Below are 18,634 nucleotides of genomic sequence, written 5' to 3' on the forward strand. Positions count from 1 at the left end.
CTTCTGGTCAGGCCGCCGTGATTTCATGTGCCCGATGTACGCCTTCGTCGCCGCCGCGTTCTGGTTCGTCGTGTTCGCGGTCAGCTTCCTGCGGGACCGGCGACTGTTCAAGAACGGCATCTTCCTGGTCCTGACGCTGATCTTCGCGGGGATCGGGATGATCTTCGTGGTCGACGCCTTCAACAACACCGCGGCCCGCTGGCTGGTGCTGGCCATCCTCGCCGTCATCCCGCTGGCGATCGCCGTGCTCGCGGTGTTCCTCGTCGTCAACGGCATCACGATGCTGCGCCGGGAGGGCCGCCGGCCGAAGAACCTGCTCTCGCTGCTCGCCGGGCTCGGCATCATCGGGTTCGTCGTGTTCAGCGTCGCGGTGCAGAAGATCGGCTGGGAGCCGCTCGCAGCGCTGCGCTCGGTGCTGATCGGGGTGCTGACCTATATCGCGTTCCTGTTCGTCTGCTTCCTGGTGTACGCGTTCGTCTACAGCCGGGTCCGCTCGTCCCGGAAGGTCGATTTCGTCATCGTGCTCGGAGCCGGCCTGCGCGGCTCGCGGGTCACGCCGCTGCTCGCGAGCCGGCTGGACCGCGGCAAGCAGGTGTACGAACGGGCGCTGCGCCGAGGCCGTACGCCGATGATGATCACGTCCGGCGGCCAAGGCCGCGACGAGGACCTGCCCGAGTCGCACGCGATGGCGTCGTACCTGATCGAGCGCGGCGTCCCGGACGAGGCGATCCTGCGCGAGGACCGGTCGACCAGCACCTGGGAGAACCTGACCTTCAGCCGCGAGTTGATGGTCGCGCGTACGCCGAAGTACCGCTGCCTGATCGTGACGAACAACTTCCACGCGTTCCGCGCCGCGATGACGGCCCGAAAGGCCAAGGTGAACGGCCAGGTGATCGGCTCCCCGACCGCCGCGTACTATTGGCCGACGGCAACGATCCGCGAGTTCGTCGCGATCCTCTTCAGCCACCCTTACCTCAACGGCGGCATCTGCCTACTGATCGCGGCCGCGGCCATCTGGCAGCACGTCTAACGCAGCATCAGTACGGCGGCAACCACGCCGGCGAGCACGATCAGGACGCGCAGCAAGGTGGCGGGGAGGCGGCGGCCGATGTGGGAGCCGGCGTACCCGCCGACGATGGAACCGGCCGCGAGCAGTCCCGACGCGGCGAGGTTGAGGTCGGCGATGAAGACGAAGATGATGCTGGCGACGAGGTTCGCGGCGAGCAGCGCGAGGGTCTTGAGACCGTTGACGATCCGGAGCTCCAGGTCGAGTCCGAGGCCGAGGACGGCCATCATCATGACGCCGGCACCCGCGCCGAAGTAACCGCCGTACACGCCGGTGAGTGCGGTGAACAGAGTGGTTGCCGGTGACATCGATCGTCCGGTGCCGTGCGGATGGTCGGACCGGGCCCGCAGCCACTTCGAGATCCACGGCTGTACGCCGACGATCAGGCAGGTGAAGAGGATCAGCCAGGGTGCTGCCGACGCAAATACGCGCGACGGCAGCGCCAGGAGCAGTGCGGCACCGCCGATCGCGCCGATAGCACAGATCACCACGACGGCCACCGTCTGATTTCGTGGGACCTCACGCAGTTCGCGCCGGTAACCGATCGCGCCACTCAGCGCACCCGGGAGCAAGCCGAGCGTGTTCGACGCGTTCGCGACCACGGGCGGGATCCCCAACGCGATCAGCACCGGGAAGCTCAGCAACGACGCGACCCCGACGGTCGACGTCAGAATGCCTGCGCCCAGTCCAGCACCGACGACAGCCAGTTGCTCCGGCCCCGTCACGCGTAGCTCACGGGTGATCTCACCGCGCCAGACTACGTCGAAGCCGCGTGAGGCACAGTGGCGAGAGGAACAGCCAGACCGTCGCCACGAGCAACGCCGTACGGACGCCAGCCGCTGCGGCGAGTGCGCCGCCGAGTAACGCTCCGAGCGGTGTCAGACCCAGTCCGAGAAAGTTGATCGTGGCAACGACCCGGCCTTGGACCTCCAATGGCGTAACGAGTTGCCGTACTGCGGTCACCGCGACGTCGACGGATTGACTGAGAGCGCCGTACAGGACGTTGATGGTGATCAGCGCGGCGACTGTGAGCGGTCCGGAGCCGTGCAGTGTTGACGTGACGAGCATCACTAGATCCGAGATCAAGGCGGCGAAGACCACGACCCGGCCGTAGCCGAAGCGCCTCGGCAGCCAGGCGGAGAGCAACGAGCCGATCAGCACACCCGGGCCGAAGGACGCGAGCACGAGACCGACGACCGCACTCGGCAGGCCGAGGGTGCGACTCAGGAAGAGCAGGTAGACCGTGGTCAGTGCGGTGAAGCCGAACTGGTACACACAGGTCGCCGCCGCGATCGCCCGCAGCGACGCGTCGCGAGCCACGATCCGCAGGCCTTCGCCGATCTGGCGCAGCACGCCGGTCCGCGGAACTCCGGTCGTTGTCCGGTTGCTGATCCGGGCTACGGACAGACTCGAGAATGCGAAGAGCGCGGCGCTGGCGAGTACTGCGAGCGGCGCGGTCAGCAGCGACACGAGTCCGCCGCCGAGCGCCGGCCCGGAGATCTGTGCGGCCGACCGGGTCGTCTCGAGCATGCTGTTGCCTTGGGCAAGCTGATCTCGCTCGACCAGGCGCGGCAGCGCGGATTGGTATGCCACGTCGAAGCAGACCGTGAACACACCGGCCGCGAAACCCACGACGTACAAGAACGGCAAGCCGAGTCCCAGCCCGAGCGGGACCGACGCGAACACCAGCGCACGACCCAGATCCGCGGCCACCAGCACTGACCGGAACCGCCAACGGTCGACCAGTACGCCGACCACCAGCGAGAACAGCAGGATCGGGAGTTGTTGCACGGCACGCAGCACGCCGAGTTGGGCGGCACCCGCGCCGAGCGAGGTGACCGCGACGAGCGGCAGCGTTACCTGACCGGCGAAGCTTGCGAGTTGTGATGCACTCTGGCCGATCCAGAGCCGAACGAAATCACGATGCGTCCACAGCGACACGAAAGTCTCCCAGGGCAGGGGAAAGTGCCGCTTGATGCTCTGCAGGCGGCACGCGATGACAGTTGCGGTCAGCGCGTGCCCGGTTGACCGGGCATCCCCAACTCCTCGAAGGCTTCTAGTCGACCGCCAACGCTAGCGGACCTTGACGGTAGCCGCTGGGCTTTTCTGGACGTTGCGGCCGTCGCTGACCTCGAGGCGGTAGGACAGTTTCTGGCCGCTGGACAGGCCGGGGTCGGTGACGGTCGTGACGGTCGGCTTGGTCCAGGAGTTCGACGAGCGCGACCAGGCACCGATCCGCGTCGTGCCGCGGTAGAGGACGTAGGTCAGCGCGATGTTGTCGCGGTCGAGCACGGTCGGGAAGCTGATCGTCACCTTGTTGACCCGCGCGCTGGCGACCTTCGGCGCGGCCGGTCGGGCCGGCGCGGCTCCGCCCGGGGCGCTGGTGAACCGCGTCAGACCTTCCTGCGGTACGCCGTTCACCTCGGTGAAATCGCCACCGGCCCAGAGGTCGTTGCCGCCGGACGCGAACGCCAGCGGCCCGACGAGAGTCTCGCCACCCGCGTCCGTGTTCGGGAACCACGGGCCGAGCTTGCCGGTGATCGTGCTGTAGACGAGCAGGTGATGCATCCCGGTCTTGTCGGGGAACCCGCCGTCCGCGCTGCAGTTGTGCGCGTGCGAGCCCTTGTACAGCCAGTTGCCGATCGCCTTGATCGCCTCGGTCGCACCCTGGCAGTGGCTCTGCCAGATCAGCTTGCCGGTCGTCGCGTCCGCGGCGAGGACGCCGTCGTAGCAGCTGACGCTGCCCGTACCGGCGTTCGACGCGAAGACCTTGTTTCCTTGGACTTCGAGGTCCTTCACCCGACTGTCGCAGCCCTCGGTCTTCGCCGGGATCGCCCCGGCCGCGCGCATCGAGAGCACCGCGCCGGTCGTCGCGTTCAGCATCGCGAGGGCGTGATCGTTCCGGCCGCCGATCCGGGTGAAGCCGCCGCCGACGAACACCCGCTCACCGTCGGTCGACACCTCGATCGCGTGGACGTCGTCGTTCGCGTCCGGGCTCCACGGCAGCAGCGTGCCGGTGTCGAGCCTGACCGCGGCAAGACGGTTCCGCGTCATCTTGTCCACCAGGCCGAACGAGCCGCCGAGGTAGACCGTCTTGTCAGTGACCTTCAATGCCGCGACCCGGAAGTTGACCACCGGGTCCCACCCGGCGACGAGCTTGCCGGTGGCACTGTTGAACATCGCCACATGCGACCGCGACACCCCGTCGACGACGGTGAAGTCGCCGCCGATCACAACCCACCGACCGTCGGGAGACGTGTCGACACTCCACACCGGCCCGTTGACCTGCGGCGCGAACCGCGTCGGTACGCCGGTCGTCCGGTTCAGCACCACGAAGTACTTCCGGGCCACGTCACCGACACCACGAGCCTTGCCCGGCGGCCGGACCCGGGTGAACAGGCCACCCGCGAACACCAGGTTGCCCGCGACGGCCACCGCGTTCACGCTCGCGTTCGTCTGCCACGACAACTGCTCCACCGACGACAACGCCGAGCCGAACCCGCGCGGCGCGCTGTGCGCGCCAGCCTCGGTCGCGGCCTGCACAGCCGGGCCGGACGGCACCAGCGCCGCGGCGACCACGGCCGCACCGGTGACGACTGCCAAGACGGCCTTCTTCATGAGCGAACCCCCTTGGGCCCGCTCCGGCGGAAGATGCCGACCCATGACTCGGTAACAATGCGCCGTCAAACAGTAACTGTCAGCTCACGTTGTCGCGAAACCAGGGCCGGAGCTTGCCGGGGTTGCGGACACCCCAGATGTGCTTGATCCGGTCCCCGACGACCTCGAACGCGTACACCGTCACGGTCACGCCGTCCTGCTGCGCGACCAGCCCGGGCTGCCCGTTGACCGTCCGTTCGACGATCGTCAACTCGCGGAGCTTGCCGGCGAACTTCATCATCGAGCGCGCGATCCGCTCGGCCCCCTCGATCGGCCCGAGTACGGCGCTGACCAGGCCGCCGCTGTCGGCGACCACGGTGGCATCGGGGTCGAGCAGGCCGACGAGAGCCTCGATGTCCTGGGCCTCCCAGGCCTGCTTGAACTCCCTGATGATCTGCGCCTGCCGGGCGGCCGGCGTAGCGGGCGCCTGCGAGTCGCGGATGCGGCGGCGGGCCGAGGAAGCCAGCTGACGGCAGGCCGCCGGGCTTCGGCCGACGATCTCGGCGACTTCGGCGAACGGGTACCGGAACACGTCGTGCAGGATGAACGCGACGCGCTCGGCCGGTGTCATCGACTCGAGTACGACGAGGAACGCCATGTTCACCGACTCGTCGAGGGTGACCCGGTCGGCCGGATCGAGGCTTGTCGGTTCCGGCAGCGGCTCAGGGATCCACTCCCCGACGTACGTCTCCCGCCTCACTCGGGCCGACGACAGGAGCGTGAGGCAGAGCCGGCTGGTGACCGTCGTCAGCCACGCACCTGGCGACGCGATCGCGTCCTGCTGCTGCGCGGACATGGCGTACCACCGGGCATACGCCTCCTGGACGACGTCCTCGGCATCGGCCAGGGAGCCGAGCAGGCGGTAGGCGAGATTCATCAGCTGGCGCCGTTCGTTCATGACCGTACGACAACACAGCGCGGCGAAATGTGAGGCCTCACGTTCCGACGGACTCACTGGTCGGACTGGTGAGAACAACGAGAGGAACACTCACCATGTCTGAACACAAGGTCGTCGTCATCGGCGGCGGGTACTCCGGAACGCTCGCAGCGAACCATCTACGAATGCGCGCGGATGTCGACATCACGTTGGTCAATCCCCGCCCGAAGTTCGTCGAACGGATCCGGCTGCACCAGTTCGTCGCGCGGACCGGCGACGCCACGATCGACTACGGCACCCTGCTCGGCGAGGGCATCCGGTTGGTCGTGGACAGCGCGACGTCCATCGACACCGCCGACCGCCGAGTGCGGCTGGCGTCGGGCCGGGCGCTGGACTACGACTACCTCATCTATGCGGTCGGCAGTAAGGCTGCGATTCCGCGGTCGGTGCCTGGTGCGGCGGAGTTCGCGTTCGACATCGCGGAGTACGAGCCTGCACAACTCCTGCGCGGCCGGTTGGACCAGTTGCCTGGCGATGCTCCGGTGACGGTGGTCGGCGGTGGGTTGACCGGTATCGAGACGGCTGCCGAACTGGCAGAACAGGGACGCAAGGTCACGCTGGTCGGTGGTGGGAAGCTGGCGCCGACCTTCAGCGCGCAGGGTCGTCGGTACATCGCGAAGTGGCTGGCTCGGCACGGGGTCGCAGTACTCGAGGCGGAGAGGGTGACCGAGGTGCGGGCGGATGCGGTCGTGCTGTCCGACGGAGTGGTGCGTCAGAGTGCGCTGACGATCTGGTCTGCGGGCTTCGGCGTACCGGAGTTGGCTTCTGCGAGTGGACTGCATACCGACACGCTTGGCCGGCTGCTGACCGACGAGACGTTGACCAGCGTGGACGACGATCGCATCGTCGCGACAGGTGATGCGGCTGCGCCGTCGGGTCGGCCGTTGCGGATGAGCACGTACGCCGCTGGGCCGCTCGGGGCGCAGGCCGCCAATACCGTGCTGAGTCGCATCGCGGGCACCGAACCGGCAGCGCTCGACCTCGCGTTCACGGGTGCGTGCGTGAGCCTCGGCCGGCATGCCGGGATCAGGCAGCTTGCCCGCAAGGACGACACGGCCGTGAACCTCTACATCGCCGGTCGACTCGGCGCGGTGATCAAGGAGACCGCCTGCAAGTTCGTCATCGAGAAGAGGATCCGGCGCGAGGCCCACGACCCGGGCTCCATGGGGTGGCCGAAGGGCGGGCCGCGCGTGTCAACTACGTGAGCGGGTGTACTCGTCGTACCGGGCCCGTGTGTCGTCGGCGAGTCGGCGAGTGGCGTCCAGGAGCCAGTCGGCCGGGAGGGCTTCGACGTGTCGGCGGGCGTCGTGGAGGTGGTGTGGGATGACGCCATGGACGTCGGCGGCGGCTCGGGCCATCGAGGTCAGGACGAGTTCGACGGCTCTCGGGCGGAGGGACTCGATCGTGATGCGTTCGACGTCCGGGGCCAGGGCGCGCAGTTGCCAGCCGTCGATGCGGCGCATCGGGTCCGGGCCGCGAACGGCGCTCAGGACCCGGCCGTAGAGAAGGTCGTCGGGCTGCGCTCCGACCCGCACGTAGTCGGAGGTCGGCGGGCCGACGACCTTCACCTCCCGGGCAATGTCTTTGCCGACAGCAACCATTCGCGGATGCCCGAGGGATCCGGTGCCGGCCTGGCGCTGATGCCAGGTGGCGTCGGCGATCTCGATGGCCGCGTGGACCCCGGGTGGCAGGACCGACGGATCCGCAGGCGGGCCGGCGCGGAGCTTGTCGTAGTACCTCTCCGGATCGGTCTGCTTCGGCACCAACGCCCGCAGATGTTCGGCCTTCGGGTCGGCCAGATCGACGGCGCGGCCCGGTTTGGTCGTGGACCACGCGTCGAGGAGCAGGCGGCAGATCCGCTTCGGGCCGACCGTCACCTGCGGGGTCAGTACGGCGGACACCGCGAGCCGGAGCAGGTCGAGTGCGGGCGAGCCCCAGGCGAGTTCGTCGAGGTCGTTGACGCCCCAGCGCCGTACGCCGCGATGGTCGAGCCACGTCCCGAAGTTCTGCACATGCAGATCGCCGACGGCAGGCACCTGCGGACCGTCCAGCACCGCCGGCGCCAGTTCGGCGACGCGCTCGAGCCAGAGGTAGTACGTGCCACGGAGGAAGCGCAGCGGATCCGCTGCCAGTTCGCGATGCTTGAGCTCGAGATCCTCTGCCACCACGGGAATCCGGGTCGCGAGCCACCGTTCGTACGCCGCGGTCGCCGCGACCGGATCGGCCGTCACCCCGACACCGGCTTCGGCGTGACCAGACCACGTCGTACGGCGAGGCCGGCCGCCACGACACCGACCGCGATCGTCACCAGCGCACCGAGGATCAGCGCGGACGGCTCCCCCGGCTGAAGGACGTGCAACGTCGTACCGACCGTGGCCGCCGCCACCGGAACCCCGAGCTGGGCCGACGCCAGCACGCCGAGACTCAGGGGCTGCCGGGTCAGCATCCCGGACAGGTGGCTGATCACGGCACCGAGACCGAGCGCGGCGCCGAGGCCGATGAACTCCGGCTTCGTCCCGAGCTCGCGCAGATCGAGCGACGCGCCGAGCCAGACGAAGAACACCGGCCCGAGGAAACCCTCGGTCAACGCGAACAACTGCCGCGCCAGCCGCCGCGGTTCGCCGACCGCCGCGACCGCCAGCCCGAGTACGAACCCGGCGAGCATGATCGAGACATGCGTCGCCGTCGCCAGACCGGCCAGCGCGAACAGCACGATCAGACTGACCCGCAGCTCGATCGCGAACTGCCGGTCCTCCGACACCTTGTGCGCCCGACGCCGTGCGCCGGACCGCTCCGCCCAGTTGAGCAGGACGTACACCCCAGCGCCGGCCACGAGGACCGCCAGCGCACCGAGCGCCGCCCGGCCGGCGTGCGGCGGATCGATCGCCAACGGCAGCGCCACGATGCACGCGGCATCGGCGATCGCGACCTGAGGCAGCAACTCGACCACCGGCCGCCCGCCCAGTCCGAGCGAGTCGACGATCGGCAGGACCAGCGCCGCGGACGAGGACGCCATCAGTACGGCGTACAGCGCGACGTGCCCGGTGTCGAAGACCGCATTCAGGGCGTAGGCGAGACCGGTCGCGACGATGCCGGTCACCACCGCGCGGAGCAGCCCTGGCCGGATCGCCTTGCGCAGGCTCTCGTCGCGGACCGGAACGTGGGTCCCGGCAACGAACATCACCAGGCCGAATCCGATGTCGGCGAGGAACGTGAACTTGTCGTCGGACGCGACGAAGTACCCGAAACCCGTCTTGCCCAGGACGACGCCGGCCAGCAACTCGCCGAGCACGACCGGGATGTGCCAGCCGCGCGGAAGCGCCAGCAGCGGACCGATCAACCCGACCGCAACCACCACGGCCAGCATGGTGAAGCTCACCGCAGCTCCTTTCCCACAGAGAGCGCCATTGTGCTCCCGGAACGCTGAGAATCGGCGGACGTCAGCGGCTTGCGTTCGATTTGTTAGTCGGCTAAGTTTTCTGCTTAGCCGACTAACAAATACCGGAAGGACGGGTCATGGACCTGGGATTCAAGGACGCGGCGGTGCTGGTGACGGGCGGGTCGTCGGGGATCGGGCGGGCGACGGCGATCGCGTACGGCGCCGAGGGGGCGCGGGTCGCGATCACGTACAACTCGCGCAAGGACGCTGCCGAGGCGGTCGCCGAGGAGATCGAGGCGGCGGGCGGTACGGCGTACGTCGTACCCATGGATCTCTCCGCGCCCGAGACGATTGCGGCGGCTGTTGCGTCGGTGGTGGAGCACTGGGGTGGGCTCGATGCTGTGGTCGGGAACGCGGTCGATTGGGGTAACGCCGGGTTCCACGACCGGCCGACGAAGGTCGAGGACGGGCCGGCCGAGTGGTGGGTGCCGATCATGCGGGCCAACCTCGAGGGCAACTACCACCTGGTGCAGCAGGTCGCACCGGCGTTGCGGCGGTCCGCGCACGGGCGGCTGGTGCTGATCTCCACGGACCTCGCCGAGCGTGGCTTGCCCGGGTCGTGGCCGTACAGCGCGGCCAAGGCAGGGCTGCACGGGCTGGTCGCGAGTGTGCAGCACGACCTGGGCGCGGACGGCGTACTCGTCAACGTCGTCATGCCCGGAATCACCCTGGAGAACGGCGCGCACCGGGTCATCCCGCAGCCCGCGCTGGAGCAGATCGCGGCCGGATTCAGCGCCCGGCACCTGCCGGAGACGACCGAACTCGCGGACGCGATCCTCTTCCTCACGTCACCGCGAACCAAGGCGATCCACGGCCAGATCCTGCGCGTGACCGGCGGGACCCTGCTGCCCGCATAACTCGCAATACCAGCTAGACGGCGTCGACGCTTGTACCGTGGGCAGAGGGAACTCCCCCGATGAAGGAGCGTCGCGATGGCCCGGGCACTGATCGTGGTGGATGTGCAGAACGACTTCTGCGAGGGCGGAAGCCTGGCCGTCGCCGGCGGGGCCGACGTCGCGTTCCGGATCGGCGAACTCCTCCACCACTGGCATGAGGCCGAGCCCGACGAACGCCAGTACGCGTACGTCGTGGCCACCCGCGACCACCACATCGACCCCGGCGACCACTTCTCCAAGGAACCCGACTTCGTCCACTCCTGGCCGCGGCACTGCGTGGCCGGGACGGACGGGGTCAGCTTCCACCCGAACCTGGACCCGCAACCGTTCGACGCGATCTTCGACAAAGGTGAGTACGCCGCGGCGTACTCGGGCTTCGAAGGGAAGTCCCACGAGGGCGGTCACGCCCTGGCCGACTGGCTGCGCGGCAAGGGCGTGACCGACGTCGACGTCTGCGGCATCGCGACGGACTACTGCGTCCGCGCCACGGCGTTGGACGCCCGCAAGGAGGGCTTCGGCACAACGGTCCTGATCAACCTGACCGCCGGCGTCGCACCCTCATCGACCGAACAAGCCCTGACCGATCTCCGGGCCGCCGGCGTCGACGTCACCTGACGGGCGCGCCCGGGCCGAGTGGGATGCCAAGCGCCCACCACGCCAGGAACAGCAGGGTCCACGCGATAGTCATCGACACCGCGAGCGGCACGGTGTACGACGCGAGGGTGCCTACGCCGGCGTCCTTTCGGTAGCGCTGCAGGAAGCCGAGCGCCATCACGAAGTACGGGCTCATCGGGGTGATTGCCGTCGAGCCCGAGTCGGCGATGCGGAACAGCGCCTGCGTGGTCTCGGCCGGGACGTTGAGCAGGAGCATCATCGGGACCAGGATCGGCGCGGTGAGCGACCACATCGCCGAGCCGCTGGTCACGAGCACGTTGATGACCGTGAGCAGCGCGAGGATGCCGAGGAAGATCACCACCTTCGGCGCCCCGAGATCGCCGAGCCAGCGCGCCGACTCCGCGGACAGCAGATCGCCGATGTTGCTCCAGTCGAAGTACGCGAGGAACTGCGCGATCGCGAAGAACAGCACCAGGACCGGCGCCATCTGCTTGATCCCCTCGGCCATCAGCTTCGGTACGTCGGCCGCGCGCTCGATCGCCTTCACGGTCACGCCGTACGTGATGCCGACGAGACCGAACAGTACGGCGACGACCACGGCGATCCCGTCCAGGAACGGCGAGTCGACGATGCTGCCGTCCTTGCCCCGCAGCGGTGAATCGTGCGGCAGCAGTACTGCGACGATCGCCACCGCCGCGACCAGGAAGACGATGCCGGCCCGGCGCAGACCCTTGCGCTCGGCAACCGAAACGGCCAGCTGATCCGGATCGTCACCGGAGGCGTCCGGGTCGGCGTCCAGGTCGGTCCGTTTGCTCAAGACCAGCCGCGTGACGAGCGTGATCACCAGCGCCAGCAGGACCGACGACGCGATGTTGAAGAACCAGTTCGACAGCACCGAGATGTGCGCGTCCGGGTCGATCGTCTTCGCGGCCGCGGTGGTGATGCCGGCGAAGATCGCGTCGTTGGGGGTGGGGATCGGGCTCGCGTCGTACCCGGACGCGATCGCCGTGTAAGCGACCACGATGCCGAGGATCGGCGACCGACCGACCGCGCGGAACGCGAGTCCGCCCAGCGGCACCAGGATGATGTACGCCGCCGCGGACGCGACATGCGCCATCGTGCCGGCGAACGCGACCGCGAACACCACCATCGACGTAGGCACGCGGGACACGCTGACCCGCATCAACGCTTGCAGGAACCCGGTCCGCTCGGCCAGCGCGACGCCCATGATCACGACCACGATCGTCGCCATCGGCGGGAACTCGGCGAAGTTCGAGATCGCCGTCGAGACCGCCATCTGCAGCCCGTCGCCGGACAGCAGGTTCTGTACGGCGACCTCCTTGCCGTCCTTGGGCGAGAGCACCGAAACGTCGAGCGCCGACAGGATCGCGCTGACGACGGCGAGGATCGCGGACAGGATCCAGAACAGCCAGAACGGATGCGGCAGCGCGTTCCCGACGCGTTCGATGACAGCCATCGCCCGGACCAGCCGGGGCAGCTCCCTCGTCTCAGTCGTCGTACTCATGAGAGCTTGTGCGCCTTGAAGAATGCGCCGATCAGCTCGTGCGCCTCGAATGTCTGCGTCACATAGCCCGGTCCGGATGTGGAGTCCGAGCCCGGCCAGCTGTGGCCGCCGTCGGTGACCGCGACGTGTACGACGTCAGCCTTGCAGCCCTTGTACGTGAACTTCAGTACGTCGTCACCGAGCTGACTCGTCTTCGGATCGGGGTTGCAGTGGTCGCGGACCGTCCAGTCGCGGACCCAGGTCTGGATACTCGGCAGATCGCGCTCGCCGTCACCGCCGTACGGGATCGTGGTGTCGCCGGTGCCGTGGATGTCGAGGACCGGGATCGGACGGCTCGGCGCGCAGTGCGTGCCCTGGATGTAGAACGCGCCGGAGACCGGGGCGATCGCCGCGAACCGGTCAGCCATTTGGCATGCCAGAATCCCGGTGAAGCCGGCGCCGTTAGATTTGCCGGTCGCGTAGACGGCGCGGGTGTCGACGCAGTACTTCGACTCCAGCTCGTCCAGCAGGTCGGCGGTGAACTTCACGTCATCCACGCCCTTGGCGGCGTACGGCGCGCCCTGCCAGGCCTGCTTGTCCTCGTCGCCGATCACACCGTTGGGGTAGGCAACGATCGCGTCGAGCTCGGAGAGGTCGGAGAAGGCTTCGGTCTGGGCGCCGGTCTTGCCGCGGCCGTGGTATACCAAAATCAGCTCGGAGGGTTTGGAGCTCTTGTAGTTGTCCGGCACGTGCAGGCGGTAGGTGCGGGCGAGGCCGCCGCTCTGCACGGTGTAGTCGCCGCTCGGGGCAGCCTGCTTGCCGCAGCCGGGCGTGGTGGACGCGGCCGATGCGGTTGCCGTGGGCAACGTGGTGGCGGCGGTCACCAGAGCCGCCGACGCCAGCAGTGCGCTGAGTGTTTTTGGGCGTGCGAGGTTCATCAGGGGTGCCTCCTCGGGCATGCGGCCTGCGGGCGGGCAGGCTCGCGCCTGGACCTCCCTGAGCGAAGGTCCAGCGTTCGGGGTGGTACGACGTCAGGCCGGCTTGATCAGGCTCTGCGGGGTTGGCTGTGCGGGGTTGGCTCTGCGATCAGGCCGACAGCAGTTCGTCGGCGAAGGCGGCTATCCGGTCGGCGGCGGTCTCCACCAGGAGACGACCGTCCTCGGCGGTGGCGCGACGGGGATCACCCAGTACGCCACGCTTGTGGTACGCGTCGAACCCGACGGACAGCCGCGGTCCGTGCGACTGCCGGGACAGCCGGGCCGTCGTGGTCAGTTCGTCGAGCATGGTGGCGCCCGGCTCCAGGCGATCGGCCTGAACCAGATCCGGGGCCAGGTACAGCATCTGCGCGGTCTCCGCCTCGCCGGCGTGACCGTGTACCTCGCTGACTCCTGTGATCAGGTCCGACACCACGGACGTGACCGGAGTCCACGCGAACGTGAGCTCGCTGCGGACGTACTCCTGCGCGAGTACGGACAGGGCGGCGTTGTTCCCACCGTGCCCGGTGATCACCAGGAACCGGCGCCAGCCGTGTTCGTGCAGGCTGGCGACGACATCCCGGAGTACTTGCATGAACGTTGCCGGGGACAACGTCATGGTGCCGGCGAAGGCCATGTGGTGCGGCGAAACGCCGTACGGGACGGCTGGTGCGATCACCGCGCGACCGTCCAACCGCTCGGCGACCCGCTCGGCCACGCCGACCGCGCGAACGGTGTCGGTGGACATCGCCATCCCGCCGCCGTGCTGCTCCTGGGCGCCGACCGGCACGATCACCAGCGGGGACCGGCGTACGGCGACGAGTGCTTCATCGGTCGTCATCTCGGCGAGATTCATGACCACTCCGGAGCGGACTCGATGGCTCGGCGGATGTTGTCGAGGTGCTCGCGGGTCAGGCGCTCGGCCTCGGCAGCGTCCTGGGCACGGACGGCCTCGACGATCGCCTGGTGCTCTTCGTGGTCGCGCTCGCGGTTGTCGTACAGCGCTCGGATCTGCTGCTGCTCGCGGACGCGCACCTTCAGCAGGGACGACAGAACCTCTTGCAGTAAAGGGTTCCCGGATGCGGCGGCGAGCTCGACGTGAAAGTTGAGCGCGAACGCCGGACCGCCGGGCGGGACGAGCGCGTTGGTGACTGCGGCCTCGAGGCGTTCAAGATTCTCGGGCTGGCGCGCGACTGCGGACTGGGCGGCGACGGCCGGCTCGAGTACGAGCCGAGCGCTGATCAGCTGCAGCACCGAGTCCTTGGTGATGGGCGGCCGGTGCGGATTCGCCAGTACGACGTTGTTGATCGTCGGACCGACATACGTACCGGACCCGTGCCGGAACTCGACCGCCCCCGTCGCCTCCAACTTCCGCAACGCCTCCCGCACCGTCGGCGTCGTAATCGCAAACCGCTTCGCCAACTCCCGCGCAGAAGGAATCGCATCCCCCGGCCCCAACCCACCATCCCGGATGATCCCAAGAATCGACTCGGTCAACCGGTCAGACAGGCTAGGCGGCACCTCAGCCGCTGAGTAAGTCACAAACTGACTAAATCACTTAGCCTCTCCCCCGGTCAAGAGCCCACCGCCTCGTAGGCCGCAACGGCGGTGAGCCGGCCGGGGAAGGTCGGGGCGCTAGGGCGATCCACCTCGCCGACAACCACGAGGCCTGGCTGCCGCCGCGGTTCAACAAACGGCGGCAGCCGCAGACTCCGGCAGCAGCCGGGAGCCCCAGGTGTGGGTGGGGCGGCGCCCAGGACGGCGACGAAGGAGCCGTGCGCAGCCCCGCGAGGGTCGACCACACTCCGCGAGGTGCCCTGGTCGACGCCCGATCCGCCCCGCCGCGCACATGCAGGCGCGCGGCGAGGCGGTCGACCGCGGCGACAGCCGCAGACCCCGGCGGCAGCCGGAAGATCCGGCGATAGCCGGGCACCCCGGCGATAGCCGGAAGGGATGCTCCGGGCGATAAGCCCGGGGGTGGGTGGGGCGGCGCGCAGCACGGCGACGAAGGAGCCGCGCCTAGCAACGCGAGGGCTCGACCACATTCCCACGCGCCGCGCGTGGCACCGTGATGGGCTGGTTGTTAGCTGGTGACGGTGATGGGGGTGCCGTTTGAGGTTAGGGACCAGTCGACTGTGTGGAAGGTGTTGGGGTCGACCGAGCCGGTGGCGGTTACGTAGTCGATCATCAGTTGGCGGATTTCTACCTGGCGGTTGTAGACGACCGGCGCGGTGGAGACGTGGGGGAAATTGCCGCCGCCGGACTGGCGGTAGTTATTGACTGCGACGACGAATTCCTGGTCGGCAGCGACCGCGACCCCGTCGTACGAAAGGTCCGTGATCCGCGCCCCGACCGCCTTCGCGATGTCGATCTTGTAGGTGAGCGGCTTGGAAAGACCGCCGACGACGTCGTAGTTGTAGTCCGGCGTGCCACCAGGCGCAGTGGAGGTCGGCGCGTTGGTGATCTGGTCGGACGGGAACGGCCCGGCCCCGGTCACCTGCTTGTAGTACGCCGCCGAGAACTCCAGGTACGCCTTCACCTGCGCCCCCGTCATCGTCACCGCGAGCAGCGTGTTGTCGAAGATGTACAACCCAGCCACATCGCGGATCGACACATCCCCGGCCGGGATCGCAGCCGCTCGGTTGAACGGCGCGGCGATCGCCAGCACAGGCAGCGACTCCTGCGGCGTACCGACCAGCGCCTTCGACACCGCATCAGCCTGGATGAAGTTGACGAAGTCCAGCGCAGCCGTGTCCTCCCACGGTGCCGTAGCCGCCGACATCGGCTCGGTGCACGTGCCGATCTTCGAGTTCACATACGAGACGACCTTGTCGTGATCCTTCTGCAGCAGCTCGACCACGTGCGGATCGGCGTCGACGGTGTTCGCGTTCAGCACCTGGCTGTGCCGACTGACGACCTTCCACCGCCCGCGGACCTTTTGCAGGTCGAGGTCGATCAGCGACAGCCGCATGCCCCACTTCAGCGGCTCGCTCAGCACGACCTGCTCGCCGCTGGTCTTGTTCGTGACGAGGCGCTCCGGGATCTCCAGATGCGCGTGCCCGACGAGTACGGCGTCGATACCGGGCACGGTCTCCGCCAGCAGCACCGACGTGTTCTCCGGATACGGCAGCGCGTCGCCGTACGACGAGGACAGGTCCATCCCCGAGTGCACGGACGCGATCACGATGTCGGCGCCGGCCTTGCGCACCCGCGGTACCCACACCTTCGCCAGCTCGACGATCCCGCCGAACTTGAGCTTGTTCTCGACGTTCGCCTTGTCCCAGATCGCGATGCCCGGGTTGGTCAGGCCGAGGATGCCGACGGTGATCGGCTTCTCGCCCGGCACCTGCACCCGCTTCAGCACGTACGGCGGGAACGCCGGCAGGCCCGTCGTCCAGTCCTGCGCATTCGCCCCGAGCAGCGGGAACCGCAGCTGCCGCTGGAACTTGCGCAGCAGCTCGATCCCGTAGTTGAACTCATGGTTGCCGAGCGCCGCCGCGTCGTACCCGATCCGGTTCATCGCCGCCGCCATCGGGTGCGTGTGACCGCCGGTGATCGGCTCGATCTTCGCGAAGTAATACGCCAGCGGAGTCCCCTGGATCGTGTCGCCGGCGTCGAGCAGCAGCGGCCGCGGCGCGTGGCGGTCCGCAGCGATCCGGTCCCGGACCGCGGTGACGAGCGTGGAGATCTTCGCGAGGCCGATGTCGTTGTGCGCGGAGTCGTCGTACTCGGCGTTCTTGAAGTAGTCCCAGTTGAAGACGTTGCCGTGCAGGTCGGTCGTGCCCATGACGCTCAAGCGGACACTCCGGCCGTGTCCGGTTCCGCCGGCGTACGCCGGGACGGCCGTGAACCCGGCCGCGGCCAGGGCGGATGCTCCGCCGATCAGGGTCCGTCTGGTCATCGTCGTACGCTCACCGCTGTTCGTCATCAGCCGCCTCACTGGTCTGCCGCCGGGATCTCCGGCACGAGAGCCCACCCTACGGGTGACCCGGTGCCTCGATGAACCGTGCGACGCGAGAGGATGCCGTGCATGACCAAGCCGCCCGGCAAACTCCTGCCGTTGGTCGCCGCCCTGCTTTGCGGTGCCGTCCTAGCCCAAGCCGCCAGTCCGTCCAAACACGCGACCACGTCCGCGAAACCCGTCGACAAGGCGCCTACTCACGGACTCCTGAGTACGTCGACCACGTCCAAGCGAGGCACGTCGTCGTCGACCAAACCCACCCGGCCGGCCGTCAAGCCGCCGGCGCCGAAGCCACCGGCGGACGACTGGAACCTGACCGACAACGGCAAGGTCCTGTACCTGACGTTCGACGACGGCCCGCAGCACGAGTGGACCCCGAAGGTCCTTCAGGTACTGCGGAAGCACCACGCGCAAGCCACGTTCTTCGTGATCGGGATCCAGGTGGCGCAGTTCCCGGAGCTGGTCACGGCCGAGCGCGCCGCCGGGCATCACGTCGGCAACCACACGTACGACCACAAGACGCTGACGCGCCTCCCGGACGCGAAGGTACGACAGGAGATCGCCGGCGGCATCAAGTCGAAGTGCCTGCGGCCGCCGGAGGGCGCCACCAACGCGAAGATCCACGCGATCGCGGCGGCGTACCACCAGCACGAGGTCCTCTGGGACGTCGACACCGAGGACTGGGAGAAGCCCGGCGTCGCCCACATCGAGCACGCGATCATGTCCGGGGCCCGCCCCGGCGCGATCATCCTGATGCACGACGGCGGCGGCAACCGCTCCCAGACCGTCGCCGCCCTGGACAGCGCGCTCACCAAGCTGACGAAGCTCGGCTACACGTACCGCTCACTGCCCTGCTAGCGCCGGACCTGCGCCGTTCCGCCGGAGAAGTGCTTCATGGCTTCGTCGATGATGTGGACGGGCTGGTCCAGCGCCTTCACCAGGAAGAGACCGGTGGGGCGTAGGAGCGGATTGGGCTTGACGACGCTGCGGACCGGCGCCTGGTCGAGGCCACGGACACCGGCCGTGGTCGCGCTCACCCCCGGCACCAGGTCGAGGTCGAGGACGTACTGACCGAGCAGCTTCTGCTGCCGGAAGCCGCGGACGGTCTGCCACTGCAGGACCACCGGGTACGCCGCTCCGTCGCACGCGAGCTCGAGCCCCTTGAGCGACATCCGCATCGCGACCGGCTGCAGCTCGTTGGTGTCGTACCACTGCTGCCGCTCGGCCTGCAGCCGGTAGACCATCACCGTGCTGAGGACCAGCGGGATCATTGCCAGGATCAACAAGATCGCGAACGGCCACATCCCCGAGCCGCGGAACGCGAGCAGCGCGTAGAGCGCGGCCGCGATCCCGACCACGCCGATCGCCAGCGTGATCCAGGCACCGCGACGCTCCACGGTCCGGACCACCTCGCGCCGGCGGACCACCGCGTCCCGATCGACGCCGACGACAAAGGGCATCTCCGGGTCGTGCGGTGGCATCTGCACTTCCACCTCCGGCGATTCGCCCGACTCCGGCTCCGGTGAAACCTCTTCCACGACCTGTTGCGACGTGTCCCCGTCCTCACTCACAGAGGAAAGAATCC

17 protein-coding genes are annotated in these 18,634 nt (G+C 68.4%); 5 read left to right on the forward strand and 12 right to left on the reverse strand.

Annotated elements, in window-relative coordinates; all coding sequences use genetic code 11:
- Window positions 1-34 precede the first annotated feature (34 nt).
- Window positions 35-1,030 (forward strand): ElyC/SanA/YdcF family protein, encoded by a 996-nt coding sequence (locus tag ACFWUU_RS06880; RefSeq protein ID WP_380173373.1) that lies wholly within the window; start codon window positions 35-37, stop codon window positions 1,028-1,030.
- Here ACFWUU_RS06880 and ACFWUU_RS06885 read toward each other — a convergent pair.
- The 4 genes from ACFWUU_RS06885 to sigJ form a co-directional block, all read right to left on the reverse strand.
- Window positions 1,027-1,791, reverse strand: coding sequence for a sulfite exporter TauE/SafE family protein (locus ACFWUU_RS06885; RefSeq protein ID WP_380173375.1), 765 nt, complete (start codon window positions 1,789-1,791; stop codon window positions 1,027-1,029). The genes ACFWUU_RS06880 and ACFWUU_RS06885 overlap by 4 nt on opposite strands.
- A gap of 19 nt (window positions 1,792-1,810) precedes the next feature.
- On the reverse strand, window positions 1,811-3,007 hold the full coding sequence (locus ACFWUU_RS06890) for an MFS transporter (RefSeq protein ID WP_380173377.1): 1,197 nt from the start codon (window positions 3,005-3,007) through the stop codon (window positions 1,811-1,813).
- A 132-nt stretch (window positions 3,008-3,139) separates the two neighbouring features.
- Entirely contained in the window at window positions 3,140-4,684 is a 1,545-nt protein-coding gene (locus ACFWUU_RS06895; protein WP_380173379.1) for a fibronectin type III domain-containing protein, read from the reverse strand.
- Window positions 4,685-4,763: 79 nt separating this feature from the next.
- On the reverse strand, window positions 4,764-5,621 hold the full coding sequence (gene sigJ / locus ACFWUU_RS06900; RefSeq protein ID WP_380173381.1) for an RNA polymerase sigma factor SigJ: 858 nt from the start codon (window positions 5,619-5,621) through the stop codon (window positions 4,764-4,766).
- A 95-nt stretch (window positions 5,622-5,716) separates the two neighbouring features.
- Between sigJ and ACFWUU_RS06905 the strand changes: the two genes are divergently transcribed.
- Window positions 5,717-6,865 (forward strand): NAD(P)/FAD-dependent oxidoreductase, encoded by a 1,149-nt coding sequence (locus ACFWUU_RS06905; protein ID WP_380173383.1) that lies wholly within the window; start codon window positions 5,717-5,719, stop codon window positions 6,863-6,865.
- Here ACFWUU_RS06905 and ACFWUU_RS06910 read toward each other — a convergent pair.
- Together ACFWUU_RS06910 and ACFWUU_RS06915 are read right to left on the reverse strand one after the other, a co-directional pair.
- Complete coding sequence (locus ACFWUU_RS06910) at window positions 6,854-7,891, reverse strand: DUF2252 family protein (RefSeq protein WP_380173385.1); 1,038 nt, start codon at window positions 7,889-7,891, stop codon at window positions 6,854-6,856. The two genes, ACFWUU_RS06905 and ACFWUU_RS06910, sit on opposite strands and share 12 nt — an antisense overlap.
- Complete coding sequence (locus ACFWUU_RS06915; protein ID WP_380173387.1) at window positions 7,888-9,039, reverse strand: cation:proton antiporter; 1,152 nt, start codon at window positions 9,037-9,039, stop codon at window positions 7,888-7,890. Before ACFWUU_RS06915 ends, ACFWUU_RS06910 begins: the two co-directional genes overlap by 4 nt.
- Before the next feature lie 137 nt (window positions 9,040-9,176).
- Between ACFWUU_RS06915 and ACFWUU_RS06920 the strand changes: the two genes are divergently transcribed.
- Both ACFWUU_RS06920 and ACFWUU_RS06925 read left to right on the forward strand, forming a co-directional pair.
- Window positions 9,177-9,956 carry an SDR family NAD(P)-dependent oxidoreductase gene (locus ACFWUU_RS06920; protein ID WP_380173389.1) on the forward strand — a complete coding sequence of 260 codons (780 nt, stop codon included), beginning with the start codon at window positions 9,177-9,179 and terminating at the stop codon, window positions 9,954-9,956.
- Between the two features lie 75 nt (window positions 9,957-10,031).
- Window positions 10,032-10,610, forward strand: coding sequence for a nicotinamidase (locus ACFWUU_RS06925; protein ID WP_137253235.1), 579 nt, complete (start codon window positions 10,032-10,034; stop codon window positions 10,608-10,610).
- Here ACFWUU_RS06925 and ACFWUU_RS06930 read toward each other — a convergent pair.
- From ACFWUU_RS06930 to ACFWUU_RS06950, 5 genes are all read right to left on the reverse strand, one after another.
- Entirely contained in the window at window positions 10,603-12,135 is a 1,533-nt protein-coding gene (locus ACFWUU_RS06930) for an AbgT family transporter (protein WP_380173391.1), read from the reverse strand. The genes ACFWUU_RS06925 and ACFWUU_RS06930 overlap by 8 nt on opposite strands.
- Window positions 12,132-13,052, reverse strand: coding sequence for an alpha/beta hydrolase family esterase (locus tag ACFWUU_RS06935; protein WP_380173393.1), 921 nt, complete (start codon window positions 13,050-13,052; stop codon window positions 12,132-12,134). The genes ACFWUU_RS06930 and ACFWUU_RS06935 overlap by 4 nt, the downstream gene beginning before the upstream one ends.
- 148 nt (window positions 13,053-13,200) lie before the next feature.
- Entirely contained in the window at window positions 13,201-13,944 is a 744-nt protein-coding gene (locus ACFWUU_RS06940; RefSeq protein ID WP_380173395.1) for a creatininase family protein, read from the reverse strand.
- Window positions 13,941-14,585 (reverse strand): FadR/GntR family transcriptional regulator, encoded by a 645-nt coding sequence (locus ACFWUU_RS06945; RefSeq protein WP_380173396.1) that lies wholly within the window; start codon window positions 14,583-14,585, stop codon window positions 13,941-13,943. The genes ACFWUU_RS06940 and ACFWUU_RS06945 overlap by 4 nt, the downstream gene beginning before the upstream one ends.
- A 586-nt stretch (window positions 14,586-15,171) precedes the next feature.
- On the reverse strand, window positions 15,172-16,989 hold the full coding sequence (locus tag ACFWUU_RS06950) for a bifunctional metallophosphatase/5'-nucleotidase (protein ID WP_380173398.1): 1,818 nt from the start codon (window positions 16,987-16,989) through the stop codon (window positions 15,172-15,174).
- Between the two features lie 129 nt (window positions 16,990-17,118).
- On the opposite strand from ACFWUU_RS06950, the gene ACFWUU_RS06955 reads away from it, so the two are divergent.
- A complete protein-coding gene (locus ACFWUU_RS06955) occupies window positions 17,119-17,907 on the forward strand; it encodes a polysaccharide deacetylase family protein (protein ID WP_380173400.1) in 789 nt (262 codons plus the stop codon).
- Here ACFWUU_RS06955 and ACFWUU_RS06960 read toward each other — a convergent pair.
- Window positions 17,904-18,620: a hypothetical protein gene (locus ACFWUU_RS06960; RefSeq protein WP_380173402.1), complete on the reverse strand. Its 717-nt coding sequence runs from the start codon at window positions 18,618-18,620 to the stop codon at window positions 17,904-17,906. The genes ACFWUU_RS06955 and ACFWUU_RS06960 overlap by 4 nt on opposite strands.
- Between the last annotated feature and the right edge of the window lie 14 nt (window positions 18,621-18,634).

The sequence above is a fragment of the Kribbella sp. NPDC058693 genome (assembly GCF_042715335.1).
In the GTDB taxonomy this organism is placed as follows: Bacteria; Actinomycetota; Actinomycetes; order Propionibacteriales; family Kribbellaceae; genus Kribbella; species Kribbella jiaozuonensis.

Bases quoted from the DNA above. Each gene is read 5' to 3' on its own strand.
- ACFWUU_RS06880 (WP_380173373.1), top strand. From the start codon at position 35: ATGTACGCCTTCGTCGCCGCCGCGTTCTGGTTCGTCGTGTTCGCGGTC.
- ACFWUU_RS06895 (WP_380173379.1), bottom strand. From the start codon at position 4,684: ATGAAGAAGGCCGTCTTGGCAGTCGTCACCGGTGCGGCCGTGGTCGCC.
- sigJ (WP_380173381.1), bottom strand. From the start codon at position 5,621: ATGAACGAACGGCGCCAGCTGATGAATCTCGCCTACCGCCTGCTCGGC.
- ACFWUU_RS06905 (WP_380173383.1), top strand. From the start codon at position 5,717: ATGTCTGAACACAAGGTCGTCGTCATCGGCGGCGGGTACTCCGGAACG.
- ACFWUU_RS06920 (WP_380173389.1), top strand. From the start codon at position 9,177: ATGGACCTGGGATTCAAGGACGCGGCGGTGCTGGTGACGGGCGGGTCG.
- ACFWUU_RS06925 (WP_137253235.1), top strand. From the start codon at position 10,032: ATGGCCCGGGCACTGATCGTGGTGGATGTGCAGAACGACTTCTGCGAG.
- ACFWUU_RS06930 (WP_380173391.1), bottom strand. From the start codon at position 12,135: ATGAGTACGACGACTGAGACGAGGGAGCTGCCCCGGCTGGTCCGGGCG.
- ACFWUU_RS06935 (WP_380173393.1), bottom strand. From the start codon at position 13,052: ATGAACCTCGCACGCCCAAAAACACTCAGCGCACTGCTGGCGTCGGCG.
- ACFWUU_RS06940 (WP_380173395.1), bottom strand. From the start codon at position 13,944: ATGAATCTCGCCGAGATGACGACCGATGAAGCACTCGTCGCCGTACGC.
- ACFWUU_RS06950 (WP_380173398.1), bottom strand. From the start codon at position 16,989: ATGACCAGACGGACCCTGATCGGCGGAGCATCCGCCCTGGCCGCGGCC.
- ACFWUU_RS06955 (WP_380173400.1), top strand. From the start codon at position 17,119: ATGACCAAGCCGCCCGGCAAACTCCTGCCGTTGGTCGCCGCCCTGCTT.